The sequence below is a fragment of the Paenibacillus sp. RC21 genome (genome assembly GCF_044907935.1).
GTDB classification, from domain to species: domain Bacteria; phylum Bacillota; class Bacilli; order Paenibacillales; family Paenibacillaceae; genus Paenibacillus; species Paenibacillus terrae_A.
Genome location: NZ_JBIYCS010000002.1, coordinates 711,018 through 731,275, shown reverse-complemented (window position 1 = coordinate 731,275; position 20,258 = coordinate 711,018). Strand labels below are relative to the sequence as shown.

17 protein-coding genes are annotated in these 20,258 nt (G+C 46.9%); 16 read left to right on the top strand and 1 reads right to left on the bottom strand.

The window, feature by feature from the left end; translation table 11 throughout:
• Positions 1–204: 204 nt before the first annotated feature.
• From ABIA61_RS08605 to holA, 3 genes are all read left to right on the top strand, one after another.
• Complete coding sequence (locus ABIA61_RS08605) at positions 205–753, top strand: RNA polymerase sigma factor (protein WP_014282534.1); 549 nt, start codon at positions 205–207, stop codon at positions 751–753.
• Positions 750–2,222 carry an anti-sigma factor family protein gene (locus ABIA61_RS08600; protein ID WP_283652563.1) on the top strand — a complete coding sequence of 491 codons (1,473 nt, stop codon included), beginning with the start codon at positions 750–752 and terminating at the stop codon, positions 2,220–2,222. Before ABIA61_RS08605 ends, ABIA61_RS08600 begins: the two co-directional genes overlap by 4 nt.
• Before the next feature lie 215 nt (positions 2,223–2,437).
• Positions 2,438–3,469, top strand: coding sequence for a DNA polymerase III subunit delta (gene holA, locus ABIA61_RS08595; RefSeq protein ID WP_134913416.1), 1,032 nt, complete (start codon positions 2,438–2,440; stop codon positions 3,467–3,469).
• 134 nt (positions 3,470–3,603) lie between these two features.
• On the opposite strand, the gene rpsT is transcribed toward holA, so the two are convergent.
• Positions 3,604–3,876 (bottom strand): 30S ribosomal protein S20, encoded by a 273-nt coding sequence (gene rpsT / locus ABIA61_RS08590; protein WP_044645117.1) that lies wholly within the window; start codon positions 3,874–3,876, stop codon positions 3,604–3,606.
• 198 nt (positions 3,877–4,074) lie between these two features.
• Between rpsT and gpr the strand changes: the two genes are divergently transcribed.
• The 13 genes from gpr to dcuR all read left to right on the top strand — a co-directional run bounded on the left by gpr (position 4,075) and on the right by dcuR (position 20,186).
• Complete coding sequence (gpr, locus tag ABIA61_RS08585; RefSeq protein ID WP_283656298.1) at positions 4,075–5,076, top strand: GPR endopeptidase; 1,002 nt, start codon at positions 4,075–4,077, stop codon at positions 5,074–5,076.
• Between the two features lie 226 nt (positions 5,077–5,302).
• Positions 5,303–6,574, top strand: a complete 1,272-nt coding sequence (locus ABIA61_RS08580) for a stage II sporulation protein P (protein WP_283652562.1) — start codon at positions 5,303–5,305, stop codon at positions 6,572–6,574.
• Between the two features lie 27 nt (positions 6,575–6,601).
• The gene (locus ABIA61_RS08575) at positions 6,602–7,114 is read left to right on the top strand and encodes a hypothetical protein (RefSeq protein WP_283652561.1); all 513 of its coding nucleotides are present in this window, start codon (positions 6,602–6,604) and stop codon (positions 7,112–7,114) included.
• 71 nt (positions 7,115–7,185) lie between these two features.
• A complete protein-coding gene (gene lepA / locus ABIA61_RS08570; RefSeq protein WP_283652560.1) occupies positions 7,186–9,000 on the top strand; it encodes a translation elongation factor 4 in 1,815 nt (604 codons plus the stop codon).
• 340 nt (positions 9,001–9,340) lie between these two features.
• Complete coding sequence (hemW, locus tag ABIA61_RS08565; protein ID WP_014282526.1) at positions 9,341–10,528, top strand: radical SAM family heme chaperone HemW; 1,188 nt, start codon at positions 9,341–9,343, stop codon at positions 10,526–10,528.
• 154 nt (positions 10,529–10,682) lie between these two features.
• Positions 10,683–11,159, top strand: a complete 477-nt coding sequence (locus tag ABIA61_RS08560; RefSeq protein ID WP_283652559.1) for an N-acetyltransferase — start codon at positions 10,683–10,685, stop codon at positions 11,157–11,159.
• Positions 11,160–11,298: 139 nt separating this feature from the next.
• On the top strand, positions 11,299–12,177 hold the full coding sequence (locus ABIA61_RS08555; protein ID WP_283652558.1) for a hypothetical protein: 879 nt from the start codon (positions 11,299–11,301) through the stop codon (positions 12,175–12,177).
• Between the two features lie 357 nt (positions 12,178–12,534).
• Positions 12,535–13,566 carry a heat-inducible transcriptional repressor HrcA gene (gene hrcA, locus ABIA61_RS08550; protein WP_044645111.1) on the top strand — a complete coding sequence of 344 codons (1,032 nt, stop codon included), beginning with the start codon at positions 12,535–12,537 and terminating at the stop codon, positions 13,564–13,566.
• A gap of 180 nt (positions 13,567–13,746) precedes the next feature.
• Complete coding sequence (grpE, locus tag ABIA61_RS08545; RefSeq protein WP_283652557.1) at positions 13,747–14,316, top strand: nucleotide exchange factor GrpE; 570 nt, start codon at positions 13,747–13,749, stop codon at positions 14,314–14,316.
• An 87-nt stretch (positions 14,317–14,403) separates the two neighbouring features.
• Positions 14,404–16,248: a molecular chaperone DnaK gene (gene dnaK, locus ABIA61_RS08540; protein WP_283652556.1), complete on the top strand. Its 1,845-nt coding sequence runs from the start codon at positions 14,404–14,406 to the stop codon at positions 16,246–16,248.
• A 251-nt stretch (positions 16,249–16,499) separates the two neighbouring features.
• Entirely contained in the window at positions 16,500–17,630 is a 1,131-nt protein-coding gene (gene dnaJ, locus ABIA61_RS08535; RefSeq protein ID WP_283652555.1) for a molecular chaperone DnaJ, read from the top strand.
• 200 nt (positions 17,631–17,830) lie between these two features.
• Positions 17,831–19,486 (top strand): DcuS/MalK family sensor histidine kinase, encoded by a 1,656-nt coding sequence (gene dcuS / locus ABIA61_RS08530; protein WP_283652554.1) that lies wholly within the window; start codon positions 17,831–17,833, stop codon positions 19,484–19,486.
• Positions 19,479–20,186 carry a two-component system response regulator DcuR gene (gene dcuR / locus ABIA61_RS08525; protein ID WP_283652553.1) on the top strand — a complete coding sequence of 236 codons (708 nt, stop codon included), beginning with the start codon at positions 19,479–19,481 and terminating at the stop codon, positions 20,184–20,186. The genes dcuS and dcuR overlap by 8 nt, the downstream gene beginning before the upstream one ends.
• The last annotated feature ends 72 nt before the right edge of the window (positions 20,187–20,258 follow it).

Sequence of the window (20,258 nt, the reverse complement as noted above, 5' to 3'; positions counted from 1 at the left end):
CCAGCAGATTTATGTGAGTAAGGGCTAAGGGAAGGTGACGACCTTCCCTTTTTCTGTTATTCTAAGGGAGGCTATAATGGGGAATATGGGCTTTTTGGTAACATTTTTTACACTATAAAAAATAAAATTATCGTCAGACGTCTATCCTGCAACAATTTGCAAAGGGGAAACGTCTGTAATATTGCAGGGAGAGGGGGATCCTTTGTGGTAGAGCAGGGACTCATTCGAGCCGCTCAATCGGGCGATCGCGACGCTCTCATTACCCTATTAAGAGAGATAGAACAGCATGTGTACCGTACGGCATATTACATTTTAAACAATGAACAGGACGCCATGGATGCTTCACAAGAAGCCCTCATACGGATTTATTCCAAAATTAACTCTTATGAGGAAAAGGCGCAGTTCAAAACCTGGGTTCAACGCATTGTAACGAACATATGTATCGACAAATTCAGGAGGACGAAGCCCTCGGTATCCATTGACGAGCACGACATGATATTCAACGATCCCCAAAATGTGGAGGCCGAGGTGCTGACCTCTTACTTGGCACAGGATGTTCGTGAGGCTATACAGCAGCTTCCAGAGCACCACCGGACGGTGATCGTATTGAGATATCTGCAGGATTTCTCTTATAACGAGATTGCCGACTCTCTGGATTTGCCGCTTAATACGGTCAAGTCATACTTGTATCGTGCAAGACAGCAATTGCAAGGGCTACTTCAGGAATATCAGAAAGGTGGTGTATCAGGATGAAGTGTGGGGAAGAGGTGATGGATTGGATGCAGCGTTATGTGGATCATGAGCTGGGCGAAGAAGAGACGTCCCAATTAATGAACCATATTGCGACTTGCCCGGACTGTGCGGAAAAATTTCATATTCTTCAGACGCTCTCCCGCGAGCTGGAGGAATTGCCTGCGGTTTCCCCGGCGTTCAGCCTGGTGGATTCCATCATGCCTCAGCTTGATGCCATTGACCGCGCACGTGAGGAGCAGGGAAGCGCGCTTCAGGAGATGCAGCCTGTAGCTACCGATCCTGGACCGGGGCCGAGACGGCGTACCCAACCTATACCTTGGTGGAACCGGATGAGTGGGCGAGCTGCGATGGGCGTGGCTGCCGCTGCTGTTGTACTGGGAATTGTAGTATTCAATTTTGAACCGAAAACGGTGCAGGATGCAGAAGGCTTGCTTGATCCCCAGTCGCCTGGAGTGATGAGTCAGCAGGAACAGACAGAAGTTCCAAGTACGGTGAATGGAAGCGGAGGCCGCGATGCAGCTATTGGATCGGATTCGACCAAGCAGCCGTTAGAGGAGGATCAGGGAACGAACGCAACCCAGCCATCCACAGGGGAGCAATCTGATCCGAGCAAACTGGATGTGAACAGTGCGGATGATGAAAAGAACCCTTCCAAACAGGATGCTGCACAAAATGACGATCCACAGACTGGTGAACAAGATTCAACGAAGCATGCGCCAGCGGGACATCCTCCCCGTCAGGATCGACAGCAGGGACAGCCAAGCGCGGATCGTCAGACCACAAAAGAAAAATCTGCCGGGCAAGATTTTGCTGCGGATGCTCCTAAGTCTGATGACAAACAGTTAAAGCAGGGTAAATCCGAGCAACAAACGATTGCCCCTGAACAGCAAGGAGAACCAAAAGTAGAAAAAGCACCCATAGCGGGTACGGGTACTACTGAAGACAGTAATGACAACAGCACGGCTGCTAATGATTCGTCATCGTCTGTCAGTCAGGGTATGATGTTACAGAATCGGATTGCTTCAAATGATACGTCGAAAGACACGACCTCCAAAGGGGTTACCAAGGATTTGGGGACTACGACGGGAGATATGGGCAGCAATACAGCTTCTAATGATCAGCAGCCCTCCGCGTCGCAAAACCCGGTACGCAATGAAGGATTTTCATCGAATTTGATGATCTCTCCGGACAGCAGTAATCCTTCCACCTTTAGCGCCCAAGCGACGTCTACAGATCAGCTTAATTCGCCTGATGGCAGCTATGCGGTGGTCATTGAGGGCAAAAAACTGAAAGTGTATAAGCTTTCCGACAATGGTGTAGACCGGACAACGCTGGAAGTGCGTACCTTGAAGGGTGCCTGGGTCAAAGGAAGCTGGTCAGAAGACAGCCAAACCTTCATGTATGAGACGGAGCAGGATGGTACAGCAAGTAAATATACGTATACCATTCCGCGTACCTTTGGAAAATAGTTGCTATGAAGATGGCACATTTTTAAAAGCAGAGAATAGATTGTATGAACCGACGTCGTATCCCGACGGTCGAAAGTTTCTAGAGCTTTCTGCTGCCGTGTTGATATAGATGGTGGTGAAGGGATCTTGCCTATAGGCAGGGTCCTTTCGTTTGTATAATGACTTGCCTTCCGACCAGATGTCGGGTACGATCAATGGATGGGGGGGTACGGAGAATGGATGCAAAAACAGCCGCTAAGGCTATTCGCAAAGGCGATATTTCGCCAGTGTATTTGCTTTACGGCAGCGAAAAATATCAAATGAAGCAGTTTGTCGATATGCTTAAGGAAAAAGTGGTGGAAGAGGAGCATCGTGACTTTGCCATTATTCCCTACGATCTGACCGAGACGCCGATTGAGGTAGTCGTGGAGGAAGCCGAGACTGCGCCTTTTTTGGTGCCAAAAAAGCTGATTATTGTACGGGACACCAGTGTATTTGCGGCAGGCAAGGACGGCGGTAAGATTGAGCACCACATTGAAGCGCTGCTGACTTATATGGATAACCCGGCTGACTATAGCATTATCATTTTTACGGTTCAGGCTGAAAAGCTTGATGAACGGAAAAAGATTGTTAAAAGGCTGAAAAGTGACGCCTCGGTTATTGCCTTCACTCCGTTGGGTGGAGATGATCTGGTGGCATGGATTCATAAGCGTGCAGCGGAAAGAGAAGTCCAATTGGCGGCGGGAGCTGCTGAAAGTCTCATTCAATATACGGGGACCGGGCTGCAATCACTGGCTGCCGAGATAGACAAGCTGTGCCTGTATGCGGGAGCGCAGGGTACCATCTCCACAGCCGATATTGAATCACTTGTGCCTCGCAGCACGGAACAAAATGTGTTTGCGATGGTCGAGGATTTGGCTAATTTGCGGCTGGATAAGGCGCTCAGTATTTTTTATGAGCTGCTTAAGCAAAAAGAGGAGCCGATCAAGATTGCAGCTTTGATCACACGACAGTTTCGTATTATGTTGCAGGTCAAGGAGCTGATGGGTCAAAGCTATTCCCAGCAGCAAATTGCGAGTCAGCTTAGTTTGCATCCATATGGGGTGAAAGTTGCCGGCGAGCAGGCCCGGAGATTCCGTCCTGAGCAGTTGCGACAGCTTCTCTACGACTTGGGCGAGCTGGATTACCGTATGAAAACCGGGGTTGTTGACAAGGTGCTGGGGCTGGAGATGTTTTTGCTGAAAATGGGCGCGGGGGCTTCGGTCTAATCCGGCCCGTTTGCCGAGCGGTTTAATGAAAGGTTAACTAGTGTAACGCAGAATCCAATCGTGGTGAACTAAAAAATCCTGATCAGCCAAGGCTGGTCAGGATTTTTTCATTAACGTATAAAAGTAGCTCTTGCTTACGCTTGAGCTGTAAGAGCGTTAAGTTTTTTCGCCAAGCGGGATTTCTTGCGAGCAGCTGCATTTTTGTGGATCAGACCTTTAGTTACAGCCTTGTCCAGCTTTTGGGAAGCTACTTTGAAAGCAGCAGTAGCATTTTCAGCTTCGTTATTCACCAACGCTGTATCGGCAGCTTTTACTGCTGTACGAAGCGCGGATTTTTGAGAAGCGTTCAACGCACGGCGTTTGTCGTTTGTTTTAACGCGTTTGATAGCGGATTTGATGTTTGGCATTACATTCACCTCCTGTAAAGGCATTACTTATGAACACAAACGTTTCACAACTTAAAATATTTTAGCACGCCACACCTCAAATTGCAATAAGAAAACATTCCGGGCTTGGGTAGATTACAGGATGAAAATGGATGTGCATAAACCTGCCGGGTGTCTCGCACACTATAACCTGAGATGGTATAAAAGGAGGCGTAAATGATGGATTTGGATTTGCAGAAGTATGCGGTACGTACGGATTTGGCGCTGGAGGCAAGAGAGTTGGCGGAACGAGATCAGCCAATGCCGCTGGCGGGCATCAATGAGGACGTGGAGGAAGATAACGGTATTAAAATCACGCGTCTGGATGTGCTTAATGAAGAGGGTGCTAACCGTATTGGACGGGTACAGGGGCATTACGTCACGCTGGAAGTGCCCGGCTTACGTGAAGGTGACACGGGGCTCCAGCAACGGGTAGCCATTGCATTCGCGAAGGAGATGGAGCAATTTATACAAAAAATAGGGATCTCCAGTAAGGCAAGCGTACTTGTGGTAGGTCTGGGCAACTGGAATGTCACTCCCGATTCACTAGGTCCGCTTGTCGTTGAAAATTTGATGGTGACTCGTCAATTTTTTGAACTGACGCCTGATCAAGTCAATCCTGGTTATCGGGATGTGAGTGCGATTGCACCAGGAGTTCTTGGCATAACGGGGATCGAGTCGAGCGAAATTGTTCAGGGTATCGTTGATCGAACGAAGCCAGAACTGATTATTGCTATTGACGCTCTGGCGTCACGTTCATTGGAGCGCGTCAATACGACTATCCAGGTGGCAGATATCGGGATTCATCCGGGCTCAGGTATTGGTAACAAGCGGCGTGGCATCACCAAGGATATTATGGGTGTCCCGTGTATTGCCATCGGCGTTCCAACCGTATGCTACGCTTCGACCATCGTGAATAACGTAATTGAGCTGATGAGAACACATTTTGCCAAGGAAAAGGCTTCTACGAAAGCAATACTGGGGATGCTGGATGATATTTCAGAGCCTGAGAGACTGGGATTGGTGAGAGAGGTACTTCAGCCGCTGGGACATGATCTGATTGTGACCCCCAAGGAGATTGATGAATTTATAGAAGATATTGCGAATATTATTGCAACCGGATTGAACGCCGCCCTGCATGAAGCTGTCGATCCCGGCAATGTCGCCGCTTATACACATTAATGAGGGTTAGTAAAAGCATATTTCATACACAAAATTCTCTATCTAGCAGGCATCCTATCTCTTGTAATAAGGGGGGGGATTTACCTGGGGGTGGAGATTTTTTTGTGTTCTAGCAATTGTTCTCCGTTCATAGAGTTGAAGTATAAGAGATTTCCGCTGCTGACTGGAACCTATAGGTTCTGAATATGAGGCGGGCTTCGACGGGACGAAGGAGGACAAGACCCACATGAAAAAAATTCAAACCTGGAACGTCGGAAGATGGAGAAGAAAGGGCCTTGAAATTTTGGCTATGGGACATACGCTTGTGCTGCTTATTATGGGCTCGGCGCTTTTATTTGTTGTATTGGGACTGGGAGGACTGGCGGAAAATCGTTTGCAAACGTCTCCGGTGTCTTCGATGAAAGGATTTGCAGGCTCGGTTTCCAGCGGTTTTTTTGCGGATATGCTCGGCATGGAAGTACCTCATTTGGTACAGAAGAAGCAACAATCTTCGTTGTCGGGTGAACAATGGTCGCCTTTTGTTTTCCAAATGCTCACAGGTATTAATCCACAGGACCCCAAAAGTCTCATAGCTCGCGAAATTCCTGGTATGTCTGCGGGTACGCCTGTTTTGTTGCGTAAGGGCTCAGGGAACAACAAGGTGGAGGCGCCTACTGATTATCAGCCTGATCAGGGAACGACGGATGCTCCCGGCGGCCCGGATGCTTCTACCAATCCACCGAACAATGGCTCTACAACGCCAGATCTTCCGACAACTCCAGAAACGGACCCTGCGCAAGAGGATGATCCGAGTGATACAGCAGTCAAAGGTGCCAAACGTATATTAATCTACCATTCTCATCCGAGAGAGGCATATAACCCTTTGCTCAGTAAAACCAGCTCCAATCCTAATTCTGGCTCTAAATCAGCCAATGTGTCGAGAGTAGGAGATTTTGTAAAAAAGAGATTGGAGAAGCAAGGGATATCTACTTTGCATGTGAACAAGGACTATGCCAAAAACGTTCAAAATTACAATTGGAATTATTCCTATAAATATTCGCGTGAAACGGTCAAGGAAGCTTTGGCTGGAAATAAAAGCTTAACCTATCTGCTTGATATCCACAGAGATTCTCAACGTCACGGCAAAACGACAGCAACGATAAACGGACTTTCTTATGCCAAGGTGTATTTTATTATCGGCCATGACAACAAAAACTGGCGCAAGAATGAAGCTTTCGCCGCTCGTATTCATGAGAAGCTGGAAAAGTCGTATCACGGCGTTTCCCGTGGGATATGGGGAAAGGATGGCGGTAAAGGCAACAACGGTGAGTACAATCAGAGCTTGTCCTCCCATAGTATTTTGATCGAAATTGGCGGGATTGATAATACCGAGGAAGAATTGAAACGTACCTCTGACGTTCTGGCGGATATGATCGGTGAGGTGTACTGGGAGGATCAGAAAGCACAGAAAGCGGGTACTAACGTGTTCGATGCGAAAAAGAGCAACGATGGCAATTAATTGAGGCGGTGGAAAGGAGGAAATGCAATGTCTGGACATTTTCGTAAAAAAGCGCTTGGATTTGTACTTCTGATGGGGGCGGGGGTCCTGCTCGGCATGCAACTGGCAGGCTCCGGACTGCGTTCTGTATATGGTCCTGAATGGGTCGGGGACTCGGTTCAGAGCAAAGTACAGCAGAACGTTGTTGGATATGAGCAGACGGTTATTGAAGACACACCCGCAGCCGATGCTCGTGCGTATACCCGCACATATAACAGAAATGGGAATGTCGTAATGGACTCCGGAACGGGAGCGGCTACTTACAAAGCTAATCCACAAGAACGAGGTGAGACCCAAGCCACAGGAGAAACTCGCCAATGGTATTCGACAGCACAGGATGCCAATTTGCAGGGCCAGGAGACACCGCGTGAACTATTGGCTGTCAAGGCAGAACAAACCTCGGTGGATACCATGGCGGACAAAACGGCCGGGCTGCTGCAAAACCTGTCAAGACAGGGGATTCGCTGGGTTGTGTCTGTTTTTGACGGAGTAACGGAATAGAAATATTGCTGACCCCCTATACAACTGCTATAATAAGCTGATTGACACTAGGCATTGTGTGGGGGTAAGGCATGACTGACATTTTGGCAAGACAACGTAAAATTCGGAACTTTAGTATCATTGCACATATAGACCACGGTAAATCCACGCTGGCTGACCGGATTTTGGAATACACCGGTGCACTCACATCCCGTGAAATGCAGGAGCAAGTGCTTGATCAGATGGACCTGGAACGGGAGCGCGGGATTACAATCAAGCTCCAGGCAGTGCGACTCACTTATAAGGCCGATGACGGCGAAGAGTACATTTTGAATCTGATTGATACACCGGGACACGTCGATTTTACGTATGAGGTTTCCCGAAGCTTGGCGGCCTGCGAAGGTGCCTTGCTGGTTGTAGACGCGGCACAGGGCATTGAAGCACAGACATTGGCTAACGTATATTTGGCGTTGGACAACAATTTGGAGATTCTGCCGGTGCTTAACAAAATTGATTTGCCAAGTGCCGATCCTGAACGGGTGAAGCAGGAAATCGAGGATGTTATCGGCTTGGATACGAGCGAGACTGTACACGCATCGGCCAAAGCTGGAATCGGTATCAAGGAAATTTTGGAACAGGTGGTCAGAAGCGTGCCTGCTCCGCAAGGGAATCCGAATAATCCGCTGAAGGCGCTTATTTTCGATTCGCATTATGATCCATATAAAGGCGTTATCGTGTATGTTCGCGTCGTGGATGGCAGCATCAAGGCTGGTTCCAAAATTAAAATGATGGCGACCGATAAAACGTTTGAGGTTATCGAGGTAGGAGCCTTCATGCCACGTATGAGCATTGTGGACGAGCTGAATATCGGTGATGTTGGTTTTATCGTTGCCGGTATCAAGCATGTGGGCGATACGCGTGTCGGGGATACGGTGACGGATGCCAAAAATCCAACGCCAGAACCGATGCCAGGTTATCGGAAAATTAATCCGATGGTATATTGCGGTCTGTATCCGATCGAAACATCCGAGTATAACGATCTGCGCGAGGCACTTGAAAAGCTGCAACTGAACGATGCTTCGCTCAGCTTTGAGCCGGAAACATCAAGCGCGTTGGGCTTCGGATTCCGTTGTGGTTTCCTCGGTCTGCTTCATATGGACGTTATTCAGGAGCGGATTGAACGCGAATTTAACATCCCTCTGATTACGACAGCGCCGAGCGTTATTTACCGCATTAAGCTGACGAATGGCGAAACGATCCAGATCGATAACCCGTCGAATTACCCGGAAATCGGACGAATTGAGCATGTGGAGGAGCCTTACGTAAGAGCAGGCATTATCGTGCCTAATGATTACGTAGGTACGGTTATGGAGCTTTGCCAGACCAAGCGCGGTGAGTATGTGAACATGGAGTATCTGGATACGACACGGGTAACTATTACGTACCAGATTCCGCTGTCCGAAATCGTGTACGATTTCTTTGACCAGCTTAAATCTAGCACCAAGGGCTACGCTTCCTTCGACTACGAGATTTCAGGCTATCGCCAGTCCAATCTGGTAAAAATGGATATTCTGTTGAATGGCGAACAGGTCGATGCGTTGTCGTTCATCGTTCACAGAGATCGCGCTTACCATCGCGGACGTATCATTTGCGAGAAGCTGCGTGAGCTGATCCCACGCCAAATGTTCGAGGTGCCAATCCAGGCATCTGTCGGAACGAAGGTTGTAGCGCGTGAAACCGTTAAGGCTATGCGTAAAAACGTCTTGGCCAAATGCTACGGTGGCGATATTTCCCGTAAACGGAAGCTGCTTGAAAAGCAAAAAGAGGGCAAGAAGCGCATGAAGCAAGTGGGTAACGTAGAAGTACCACAGGAAGCATTTATGGCGGTACTGAAAATAGATGAGTAAAGCTGCTTGATACAAGCAGCACCATATTCAATTTGGTACATCACAGAACGTGAGTATGAATTGAATACGAATAAGTACCAACAGCATGATCCCGTAGTAACTTAGGTACACACTCTGTGATGCACCGCAAGATACTACGGTCCGCTTGTTCCCAAGCGGTATTCGTCCATTCTTTCATGTGGCCTTTGCCGTGCATGGAGAATGGACGTTCTTTATTTGAGCAAGCTATCCAGAGACGGAGTAAAAAAATGGCCGATTGACGGTGGGCAGCAGCGAAGCGGTTGATCTCGACCTCGGCGCACTTTTTTTCACCACATCACACCTAACAAGGAGGATCGGTATGACCGCATCCATACACAAACATGAACATTCATCCGCGCCTCAAGCGGTTTATCTGCATATACCTTTTTGCACGAATAAATGCTTTTACTGTGACTTCAACTCATACGTGCTCAAGGATCAGCCTGTTATGGAATACCTGTATGCACTGGAACGTGAGATGGAGCATACAGTTCGCCTTCACCCGCCAGGTGAAATTAAAACTATTTTTGTCGGGGGTGGAACACCAACAACGCTGAATCCGAAGGAAATGGAATATTTCCTGAAAAGCGTCCGTACCTACTTCCCGAACTGGTCGGAAGATATTGAGTTTTCCATGGAAGCCAATCCAGGCACAACTGATTTTGAAAAACTCACCGTGATGAAAGAAGGCGGCGTGAACCGGCTCAGCTTCGGCGTGCAGGCTTTTCAAAACGAATTGCTTACGGGCATTGGTCGTATTCATAATACAGATGACGTTTATCGTAGTCTGGAAAATGCACGTAAGGTCGGATTGGACAATCTGTCGATTGACCTGATGTTCGGTTTACCGAATCAGACCGTAGAAATGCTGCATGAAAGCGTCAGCCGGGCACTGGAGCTGGGGCTTCCTCATTACTCCATCTATAGCTTGAAGGTTGAAGAGAACACCTTATTCCACACGCTGTACCAGAAAAATCAGCTTCCGCTTCCACATGAGGACGACGAACTGGAAATGTATTTGCTCCTGATGCGTCGCATGAAAGAGGCGGGCTATGAGCAGTACGAGATCAGCAATTTTGCGAAACCAGGTCTGGGGAGCAAGCACAATATGACCTACTGGCGGAATGAGGACTATTATGGCCTCGGCGCTGGGGCGCACGGATATGTTGGCAGAGAGCGCCATATGAACATTAAGGGCATTAATCCTTATGTGGAGGCTACCCGTAACGGACTGCCGCGTCTGGATAGCTTTGAGGTGCCAGCGGCCGAAGCGATGGAGGATTTTCTCATGGTCGGTTTGAGAATGCTGGAAGGTGTCTCGAAGTCCCGCTTTGAGGCTCAATTCGGCCAGTCACTGGAGGATACGTTTACGGCCCCACTCGGAAAAATGCTGAATGCGGGATTGATCGAACCAGTCGAAGATGGTTATCGTCTGAGCGAACGTGGTATTTTGTTCGGAAATGATGTATTTGCGGAGTTCATCGGTTCCATTACCGTAAATTCATAAGTCGTAGCTTCAAACGGTACATTTGCACACCATAAGCGGGGACATTCATTTTATAACACATTCTGTCACGGCAGGGTAAATGAAGTATTGCGATTCTATGCGTAATGTTGTATATTTATTCATTATATGCGGCAAGCGGCAGGAGGAGAGCAAGATGGCTTCAGTGTGTAAAGATGTATTGTGCAGAAGTGCGGTTCCTGAGGATGTGGAGCCTTTATACCAAATGATTAGCGGCTATGCGGAGCGGGGAATTATGCTCCCACGTTCAAGGGAAGTTCTTATGCGCCAACTGGAGCTGTTTATTGTGGCAGAAGTGGACGGCGAAGTCGTCGGTTGTGGTTCTTTATGCAAACTGGGTGATGATTTGGTAGAGATTCGCTCACTTGGTATTTCTGAAGGACATAAAGGTATGGGCATCGGCTCCAAGCTCGTAGAGGGCCTTATTATAGAAGCACGGCGGCAGCGTATCCCTAAAATTATGGCTTTGACCTACGAGGTCTCCTTTTTTATAAAAAACGGGTTTGATGTGGTAGACAAAGAGATTTTCCCTGAAAAGGTATGGACTGATTGCATTAACTGTAGTAAACAAAACAATTGTGATGAAATTGCAGTGTTGAAAATGCTGAACTGATCTGAGAATATCAGGTCAGTTCGTTTTTTTGTCGGATCGAGATTGCAGCGATTCGTCTCAGTGATACAGGTGCAATCGTTGAAGTCAAAAAGGTAAGCTTTATTTTTGTAGCTAATTTTAAGTGAAGGGCCTAACATCAATGGAAAGAATGAAATTACAAAAAGACTGGCTTGATTATGTTAACAGACTACAAGAAAGAGAGCGGCAAAAAATTATTTCAAGTGGTATTACCAATTGGACTTTACTTTTGGCCGTTTTAGGTCTTGCTTATTGGATATATCCAGACATCATAGCAATGCAAAAAAATTGGCATACTGTTTTAATTGGTTATGTGGTATTCGGAAATATAGCAACCACATTTTTTGATTTTTTTAATAATTTTTATAGGCAAGTAAAAATAAAGAGATACAGTTCCCCGATTACATCAACTGATGTAAAAGGATTGAAAATTCTTTGGAGATACCAGCTTATTTTGGTTACGTCATTTTTATTATCTAATGGGTATTTTCTTTTTTTTCATTCAGTAAATTTTTTCTTCAGCTTATACTTTACAATATACTGTGTAAGATATCTTCTTGAAGCAGTGCAAGCTTCTATTTATATATTCTTAGAAAATAAGAAGAGAAAGTTTGATAGAAAAGCTATCAAAATGGAAATCGAACAAAATAGTTCTAAAATGGAGGCCTATAAATTTCTTAAGCAGTTGTTGATATTTCTAATGTGGCTTCTATTTAGTAATTCGTATAAAGTCATACTAACTTTTCTACTCACCATTTATATTTGTATAAATTACAATTTTAATAATATATTGTGGAAACAAATTTTTGATGGTTTAGCTTCGGTCATTATTGTAATACTGCTTCAATTTTTGTTCACTATTTTTATGAAACGAATGAAGATTGGTTGGTTGGAGAATCTCGAAAGAGAAATTGTTATAAATAATTTAACAGAAGACCAAATAGTTAGTAAATTGAAACTAGGTTATTTCAACGCAAGTAATATTGATAATTACTTTTAAATTGATATATTTTAGAGCTTTATAGGCTTAGTTTGAAAAATGAACATCAAAATGGAGTAGGCGGAATGGTGCTGTACAAGCGAAGCGGTCGCTTTTGTCCCCGGATTTCTATCCTTATAAGGTTATTCAAGAAATCCGGGGGCGGTGGCGATGGGAAGCACTATCCGACTGCGTAGTGGCACGATAAGAAACTTTTGACCGTCTAGAAGCTTATATAGTTGAAAATACGGATCTGACTTGACAATGATCAGGTCGGTTTGGTATTTTTGTATTATCAGTTAGCACTCATCGCGAACGAGTGCTAATGATTCCATTGAACGATCATGCTATTATGGATAAACAAAAGGGGGGATTCGCTTGTTAACCGAACGTCAGAGACTCATTTTGAATGCGATTATTGATGACTACATTCGTTCGGCTGAGCCAGTGGGATCCCGCAGCATATCCAAAAGGCAGGATGTCGGATTTAGCCCCGCCACGATCCGTAATGAAATGTCGGATTTGGAGGAACAGGGCTATCTGGAGCAACCCCATACTTCTGCGGGACGCATCCCGTCTCATAAAGGCTACCGCTATTATGTGGACCATTTGGTACCACTGGATACGCTGAAGCCTATGGAAACGCGGGAACTAAAAGCCTTTTACGCCGAAAAGCTGAATGCAATGGAGCAAGTAATCCAGCATGCATCTGGTATTTTGTCCCATATGACCAATTATACTTCCATCCTGCTTGGGCCGGAGGTTTTTCATACTTCATTGCGTCATTTTCAGCTATTGCCACTCAACGAAACGACGGCTGTAGCGATTATCGTGACCAATACCGGTCAGGTGGAGAACAAGACAGTGGATATTCCGCCGGGAATTTCGATTTCCGAGATGGAGAAGGTCGTGAATTTGTTGAACAGCAAGCTGGTCGGCGTGCCGATTTATCAGTTGAAATCACGTCTTTACACCGCACTTGGTCAGGAAATGGAGAAGCATGTGTCTCATTTTGAGGACGCTATGAAGGTGCTGGATAAAGCACTGGATAATGAATCGGATCAGCGCTTGTATTTGAGCGGTGCGACGAACATGCTAAATCAGCCTGAATTTAAGGACGTTGAAAAGGTCAAACATATTCTCGATCTGCTGGAGGAAACACCGACGCTGCTTAAGCTGATGACGCCTGTCGCCGGAGCGCCTGAAATTCAAGTCCGTATCGGCACAGAAAATGATCATGAAGCATTTGCCAATTGCAGTCTGATTACCGCGACGTATGCGGTAGATGGCGAAGCGTTGGGCACAATAGGCATACTGGGTCCCACACGGATGGAGTATGCGAGAGTTATTAATATTTTGGGTATCCTGTCTAAGGATTTGACCGCAATGCTTACGCAGCGGTTTAAATAGAATAAGACTGCACATGTTGCGGTTCTACATGTTCCGCGCCGGGATATGGTATGTATCCTGCGCGGGTGCATTGCTGCGTGTTTTTGCAAAGTAACAGCAACTTGAAATAAAGTGCAGCAAACAAGTTTGAATACAAATATGAATGTAACGGTAGTTATGACTTGAAGGAGGTGAAACATTTTGAAGGAAGAACAAGCGTTCCAAGAAGAAAAACAACAAAATGTAAGCACAGAGGAAGCCACTGAGACGAGCCAGCAGGAAGAGCCGGTGAACGAAGCGGCAGCACTGGAAGCCCAAGAGAGTGATACAGAGCTGGCTAAGCTTCGCGTGGAGGCGGAAGAGCACCAACAGCGGTTTTTACGCGCACAGGCGGATTTCGATAATTTTCGTCGTCGTACGCTGAAAGAGAAAGAGGACCTTGCCAAATATGCATCTATGAAGCTGGTTACCGAATTGGTACCTGTTCTGGATAACTTCGAGCGTGCGCTGGCAACAGCACCGCAAGGAGAGGCTGAGTCATTCACAAAAGGTGTGGAGATGATCTTCCGTCAGTTTGAGAGCGTGCTTCAGGCTGAGGGAGTAACGGCCATGAATGCGGTGGGTCAACCGTTTAACCCTGATTTCCATCAGGCGATTATGCAGGTGGAAAGCGAAGAGCATGAGGAAGGCATCGTCGTTGAAGAGGTGCAAAAAGGATACATGCTGAAGGACAAGGTGCTTCGTCCGGCTATGGTAAAAGTGAGCATGTAGCTTTTTTAATATACATTAGCAACACATCATTGGCTTTAACTAATTTCGGCCTGAGGGCCTCGTATATACAGAAGGAGGAATTGTCTGATGAGTAAAGTAATCGGTATTGACTTAGGTACAACCAACTCTTGTGTGGCTGTTATGGAGGGCGGCGAAGCCGTTGTAATTCCAAATCCGGAAGGCGCACGCACAACCCCTTCGGTTGTTGGTTTCAAAAAGGATGGAGAACGTACTGTAGGTGAAACAGCAAAACGCCAAGCGATCACGAACCCGGATCGTACAATTATGTCCATCAAGCGTCACATGGGTACAAACTATAAAGAAAGCATTGACGGCAAGGAATACTCCGCACAAGAAATTTCTGCTATGATTTTGCAAAAGCTGAAATCCGATGCTGAAGCTTACCTAGGACAAACGGTAACTCAAGCCGTTATCACGGTTCCAGCTTACTTCAATGACAGCCAACGTCAAGCAACCAAGGATGCAGGTAAAATCGCGGGTCTGGAAGTGCTGCGTATTGTCAACGAGCCAACAGCAGCTGCACTGGCATACGGTATGGAAAAATCCGAAGACCAAACAATTCTTGTTTATGACCTGGGTGGCGGTACATTTGACGTATCCATTCTGGAACTGGGCGACGGTTTCTTCGAAGTTAAAGCGACAAGCGGCGACAACAAGCTGGGCGGCGATGACTTCGACCAAGTGATTATTGATTACCTCGTAACTGAGTTCAAAAAAGATCAAGGCATCGACCTGAGCAAAGATAAAGCAGCTGTACAACGTTTGAAAGATGCAGCGGAAAAAGCGAAAAAAGAGCTTTCCGGCGTACTGACAACGACGATTTCCCTGCCGTTCATTACGGTAGCTGACGGCGTTCCACAGCATTTGGAGTTGAACCTGACTCGTGCGAAATTTGAGGAATTGTCTGAAGGTCTGGTAGAACGTACTTTGGGACCTACTCGTCAAGCGATGAAAGATTCAGGCATGAGTGCCAGCGACATCGATAAAATCGTTCTGGTCGGCGGTTCCACACGTATTCCGGCTGTACAGGAAGCCATTAAGAAACTGACAGGCAAAGAGCCTCATAAAGGTGTAAACCCTGATGAAGTGGTAGCTTTGGGTGCCGCAGTTCAAGCAGGCGTATTGACAGGTGATGTGAAAGACGTCGTTCTCCTCGACGTAACTCCATTGTCCCTCGGTATTGAAACCGCAGGTGGCGTATTCACTAAAATGATCGAGCGTAACACGACGATCCCTACGAGCAAATCGCAGGTGTTCTCGACGTATGCCGACAACCAGCCTAGCGTGGAAATCCACGTATTGCAAGGTGAACGTGAAATGGCAGCAGGCAACAAAACGCTGGGCCGTTTCCAACTGGGAGATATTCCTCCAGCACCACGCGGTGTACCGCAAATCGAAGTTACTTTTGATCTGGATGCCAACGGTATCGTGAACGTATCCGCTACAGATAAAGGTACAGGCAAGAGCCAAAAAATTACGATCACATCCTCCAGCGGCTTGAGCGACGAGGAAGTAGAACGTATGATGAAAGACGCTGAGTTGCATGCGGAAGAAGATAAAAAACGCAAAGATCTGGTAGAAGCGAAAAATTCTGCGGACCAACTGATTTACTCCGTAGACAAAACGATTAAAGATCTGGGCGAAAAAGCGGATGCAGGCGAAGTCGAAAAAGCGAATGCAGCTAAAGAAAATCTGCAAAAAACGCTGGAAACTGACAACCTGGAAGACATCAAAAAGGCTACTGAAGAGCTGACTGAGATCGTTCAGCAGTTGTCCGTGAAGCTGTATGAGCAAGCTGCTCAAGAAGCACAGGCTCAACAAGCTCAAGACGGCGCAGCAGACAGCAAAGGCCGCGATAATGTGGTTGACGCGGACTATGAAGTTGTTGACGAAGACAAGAAGAAAGACTAAGCTACGGATCGGGTAGTGGTAGTAGCATTACGGTACACCGGTGCGTTATAATATACTGAATGAAAAGAAGCAGCGTAGCTGCCTTGATAAATAACGATTAGCCGAAGGGTATCAGTTATTTTCAGAATAAATAAGCATATTACGGATTGTACTGCCTTGAAATGATGGGAAGGTCAAAGCCGGGTCATCCCGTGCCTTTGACTTTCCTTTTATATGTAGTGCAGACACGTTGTAGGCATGGGGGTGGAACATTGGCTGATAAGCGCGATTATTATGAGGTGCTGGGCGTCGCGAAGGGCGCTTCGGATGAAGATGTTAAAAAGGCTTACCGTAAGCTGGCGCGTCAGTATCATCCGGACGTGAACAAGGCTGCGGACGCGGAAACCAAATTTAAAGAAGTGAAAGAGGCTTATGACGTTCTCAGTGATGGTCAGAAGCGGGCAAGATATGATCAATACGGTCATGTAGACCCGAATCAGGGCATGGGAGGCGGCTTCGGTGGTGGAGCCGACTTTGGTGGCGGATTTGGCGATATTTTTGATATGTTTTTTGGCGGTGGCGGCAATGGTCGACGTGACCCGAATGCACCGCAGCGTGGTAATGATCTTCAATATACAATGACGATCGAATTCAAGGAAGCCGTATTCGGCAAGGAAACCGACATTAACATTGAGCGCACGGAAACGTGTGATACGTGTCATGGTACCGGAGCCAAAAAGGGTACTCAACCACAAACCTGTTCCGTCTGCCACGGTAGCGGACAAGAAGAGGTGGTGCAGAATACACCGTTTGGCCGGATGGTTAATCGTCGGGCCTGCTCTAACTGTGGTGGTACTGGAAAAATCATCAAAGAGAAATGCACCACTTGTAGCGGTTCTGGTCGTGTGCGCAAGCAGCGTAAAATTCATATCCGCATTCCGGCGGGTGTGGATGACGGCGCGCAAATGCGTATCAATGGTGAAGGCGAAGGCGGTGTCAACGGAGGACCGGCAGGTGATCTGTATGTCGTTTTCCGTGTGAAGTCGCATGACTTCTTTGAGCGTGAGGGAGACGACATTTACTGTGAAATTCCGCTGACGTTTTCGCAGGCAGCGTTGGGAGATGAAGTCGAAATTCCGACGCTGACCGAGAAAGTGAAGCTGAAAGTTCCAGCTGGTACACAAACAGGAACATACTTCCGTCTTAAAGGCAAGGGTGTACCAAAACTTCGTGGCGTAGGTCAGGGTGACCAGCACATTAAGGTGGTTGTGGTAACGCCTAGCAAGCTGAGTGAGGAACAGAAGGAATTGCTGCGTCAGTTCTCTTCGCTTAGCGGTGAGCAGACACATGAGAATGAGCAATCCTTTTTTGACCGTGTGAAGCGCGCCTTCCGAGGCGACTAAGCCAGGATAGACTCGCGGAGCATCAACCATGAATCGGAGGGAACTGTTCCGCAATTGCGGAGTAGTTCCCTTTTTTATTATACGAAAGAGTGGAAGGAAGCTGTATAAGATTATAACTATGCAAATTCACGTAAACACATACATAACCATTTTTGTATAAGCATATTGGACTATTTAGATTTAACATGAAGGGTGAAAGGGTGAGTTCTATCAAAAAGTCACAGCCTAAGCTGCGTCGGGGTAAACCGCTATTCAAGCTCAGAGGGCTGATTACGCTGCTGGTTTGTCTGGTTATGGCACTGGTGCTCCTGCCTGTAACTTTGTTATTTGCCGAGAGAGTTGAGCATGAAACCGAAATGGGACTGGAGGAAAAAGCGATGTCCATCGCACGTACACTTTCCCATACGCCGCTTATTATTGAGCATTTGCAGCAGTCTGATTCGTCTTCCTCCATGCAGAAGTATGTGCAGAAGGTTTCATCTGCTAATCATGTTCAGTTTATCGTAGTTATGGACATGAAGGGTATTCGCAAAACACACCCGGATCCCAGGATGATCGGCAAAGCCTTTGCTGGTGGAGATGAATACACTGCACTTCATGGTCATGAGAGTGTATCTGTTGCGAAGGGAACATTGGGCCTGTCCATGCGCGCTTTTTCTCCCGTATTCAGCTCGACGGGGAAGCAGTTGGGAGCGATCGTCGTCGGTATATCCATGCAAGATGTACTGAGGGCTCAGGGAGGCAATTACCGCCTTATTGCTATCGCCATTGGCGTCGGAATGTTAATTGGTGCCGGAGGGGCTGTTGTGCTGGCCCGTAAAATCAAAAATATGCTGTTTGGTCTGGAGCCACCGGAAATCGCACGCTTGCTGGAGGAACGCAACGCTATGCTGCAGTCCATTAAGGAAGGCGTCATTGCGGTGGATGAATCCGGACGTGTTATGTTAATGAATGCGGAAGCGATTCGTCTGCTCAGACAAGCGGGAATTGAGGATATCTCGTCCTCAGGGCAGGAGATTAACGCTTATTTGTCCGCTTTTCGATTACAAGAGGTTTTGGCGGCAGGCACTCCACGAATGGATGAGGACATGGAGCTGGGGGGAATAACCTTGCTTACCACCAGTGTTCCGATACGGGTCAAAGGGGGAATTGTGGGAGCAATTGTAACTTTTCGGGATAAAACGGAGGTAAACCAGCTTGCCGAACGTTTGACAGGAGTGTCCCTGTATACGGAGGCGCTGCGTGCACAGGCTCACGAATTTATGAACAAGCTGCATGTCATTATGGGGATGGTACACTTACGAATGTACGATAAACTGGAGCATTACATCTTGGATGCCGTTGAGCATCATCAAGTGGAGATTGGCTCGATTACCCGGCAGATTAGGGACCCGGTGATGGCGGGCTTTGTTTTGGGGAAATTAAGCCGGGCCAGAGAGGTTGGTGTGAGCTTCGAATTGACTCCGGGCAGCTATTTGCCTGAAACCGGTCGAACTCAAACGATTCATGAACTGATAACCATACTGGGGAATCTGTTTGATAATGCCGTGGAAGCGATGGAATCTCTGGAGCACAAGCAGATTACCTTGACGCTTTATTATGAGGAAAATCAGAAGAACGGCTGTCTGACATGTGTAGTAAGTGATAACGGACCTGGTGTACCGGAACCTCTCGTAGAGGCGATATTTGAAAAGGGATTTTCGACCAAGGGAGAGTCACGGGGAATGGGGCTTTATCTGGTAACGCAAAGTGTGAAAAGATTAAAAGGAACCATAAAGCTGATTCCGGCTGAGCAAGGGTGCTGTTTTCAGATTAAGATTCCATACACCATAATGGGGAATGATGAACATGATTAATGTCTTAATTGTAGAAGATGATCCGATGGTTGCCGAGTTTAACCGCAAATATACGGAGCAGGTAGAGGGCTTTCGATGTGGAGGCTGGGCTGCTTCCGTGGAAGATGCCAAGGAATTTCTGGAAGAACAAGCGATTGATCTGATTTTGCTGGATGTGTATATGCAGGAAAGCAATGGACTTGATTTGCTGGCTTTTATTCGTGAGACAGGAGTGAATGTGGATGTCATCGTGATTTCGGCTGCAAGCGATATGAACAATATCAAAAAAGCGATGAATTTCGGCGCGGTGGATTATTTGATTAAGCCGTTTCACTTTAACCGTTTTCTGGAGGCGCTCACGGGTTATCGGGAGCACGTCAGTATCGTGCGTGAGCGCAGCTTGCTTTCGCAGGAGGAGTTGGATCGGCTGCTTTATCATAAAAGCTCGACCAAAGAGCTGGCCCGGCTACCCAAAGGAGTAACCAAATCCACGCTGGCCATGATATGGAACTGTATCCGGCAGCATGAAGCGATGTTATTTTCCACCGAGGATATTGCGGAGAGTGCAGGGATATCCAGAGTATCTATGCGCAAGTATCTTGCTTTTTTGACGGAAATTGAGGCACTTGCCATGGAAACCATATACGGCACCATTGGACGGCCTGTTTATCAGTATCGAATTTTACCGCAGGCGGAGGAAATTATGAGCGGTTATATTTAAGCCCTCTTTTTGATTACTTTAATTACAAAAGTGAATGATTAGTTTAAAAACCAAATAAAGCGTTTTCCGAAG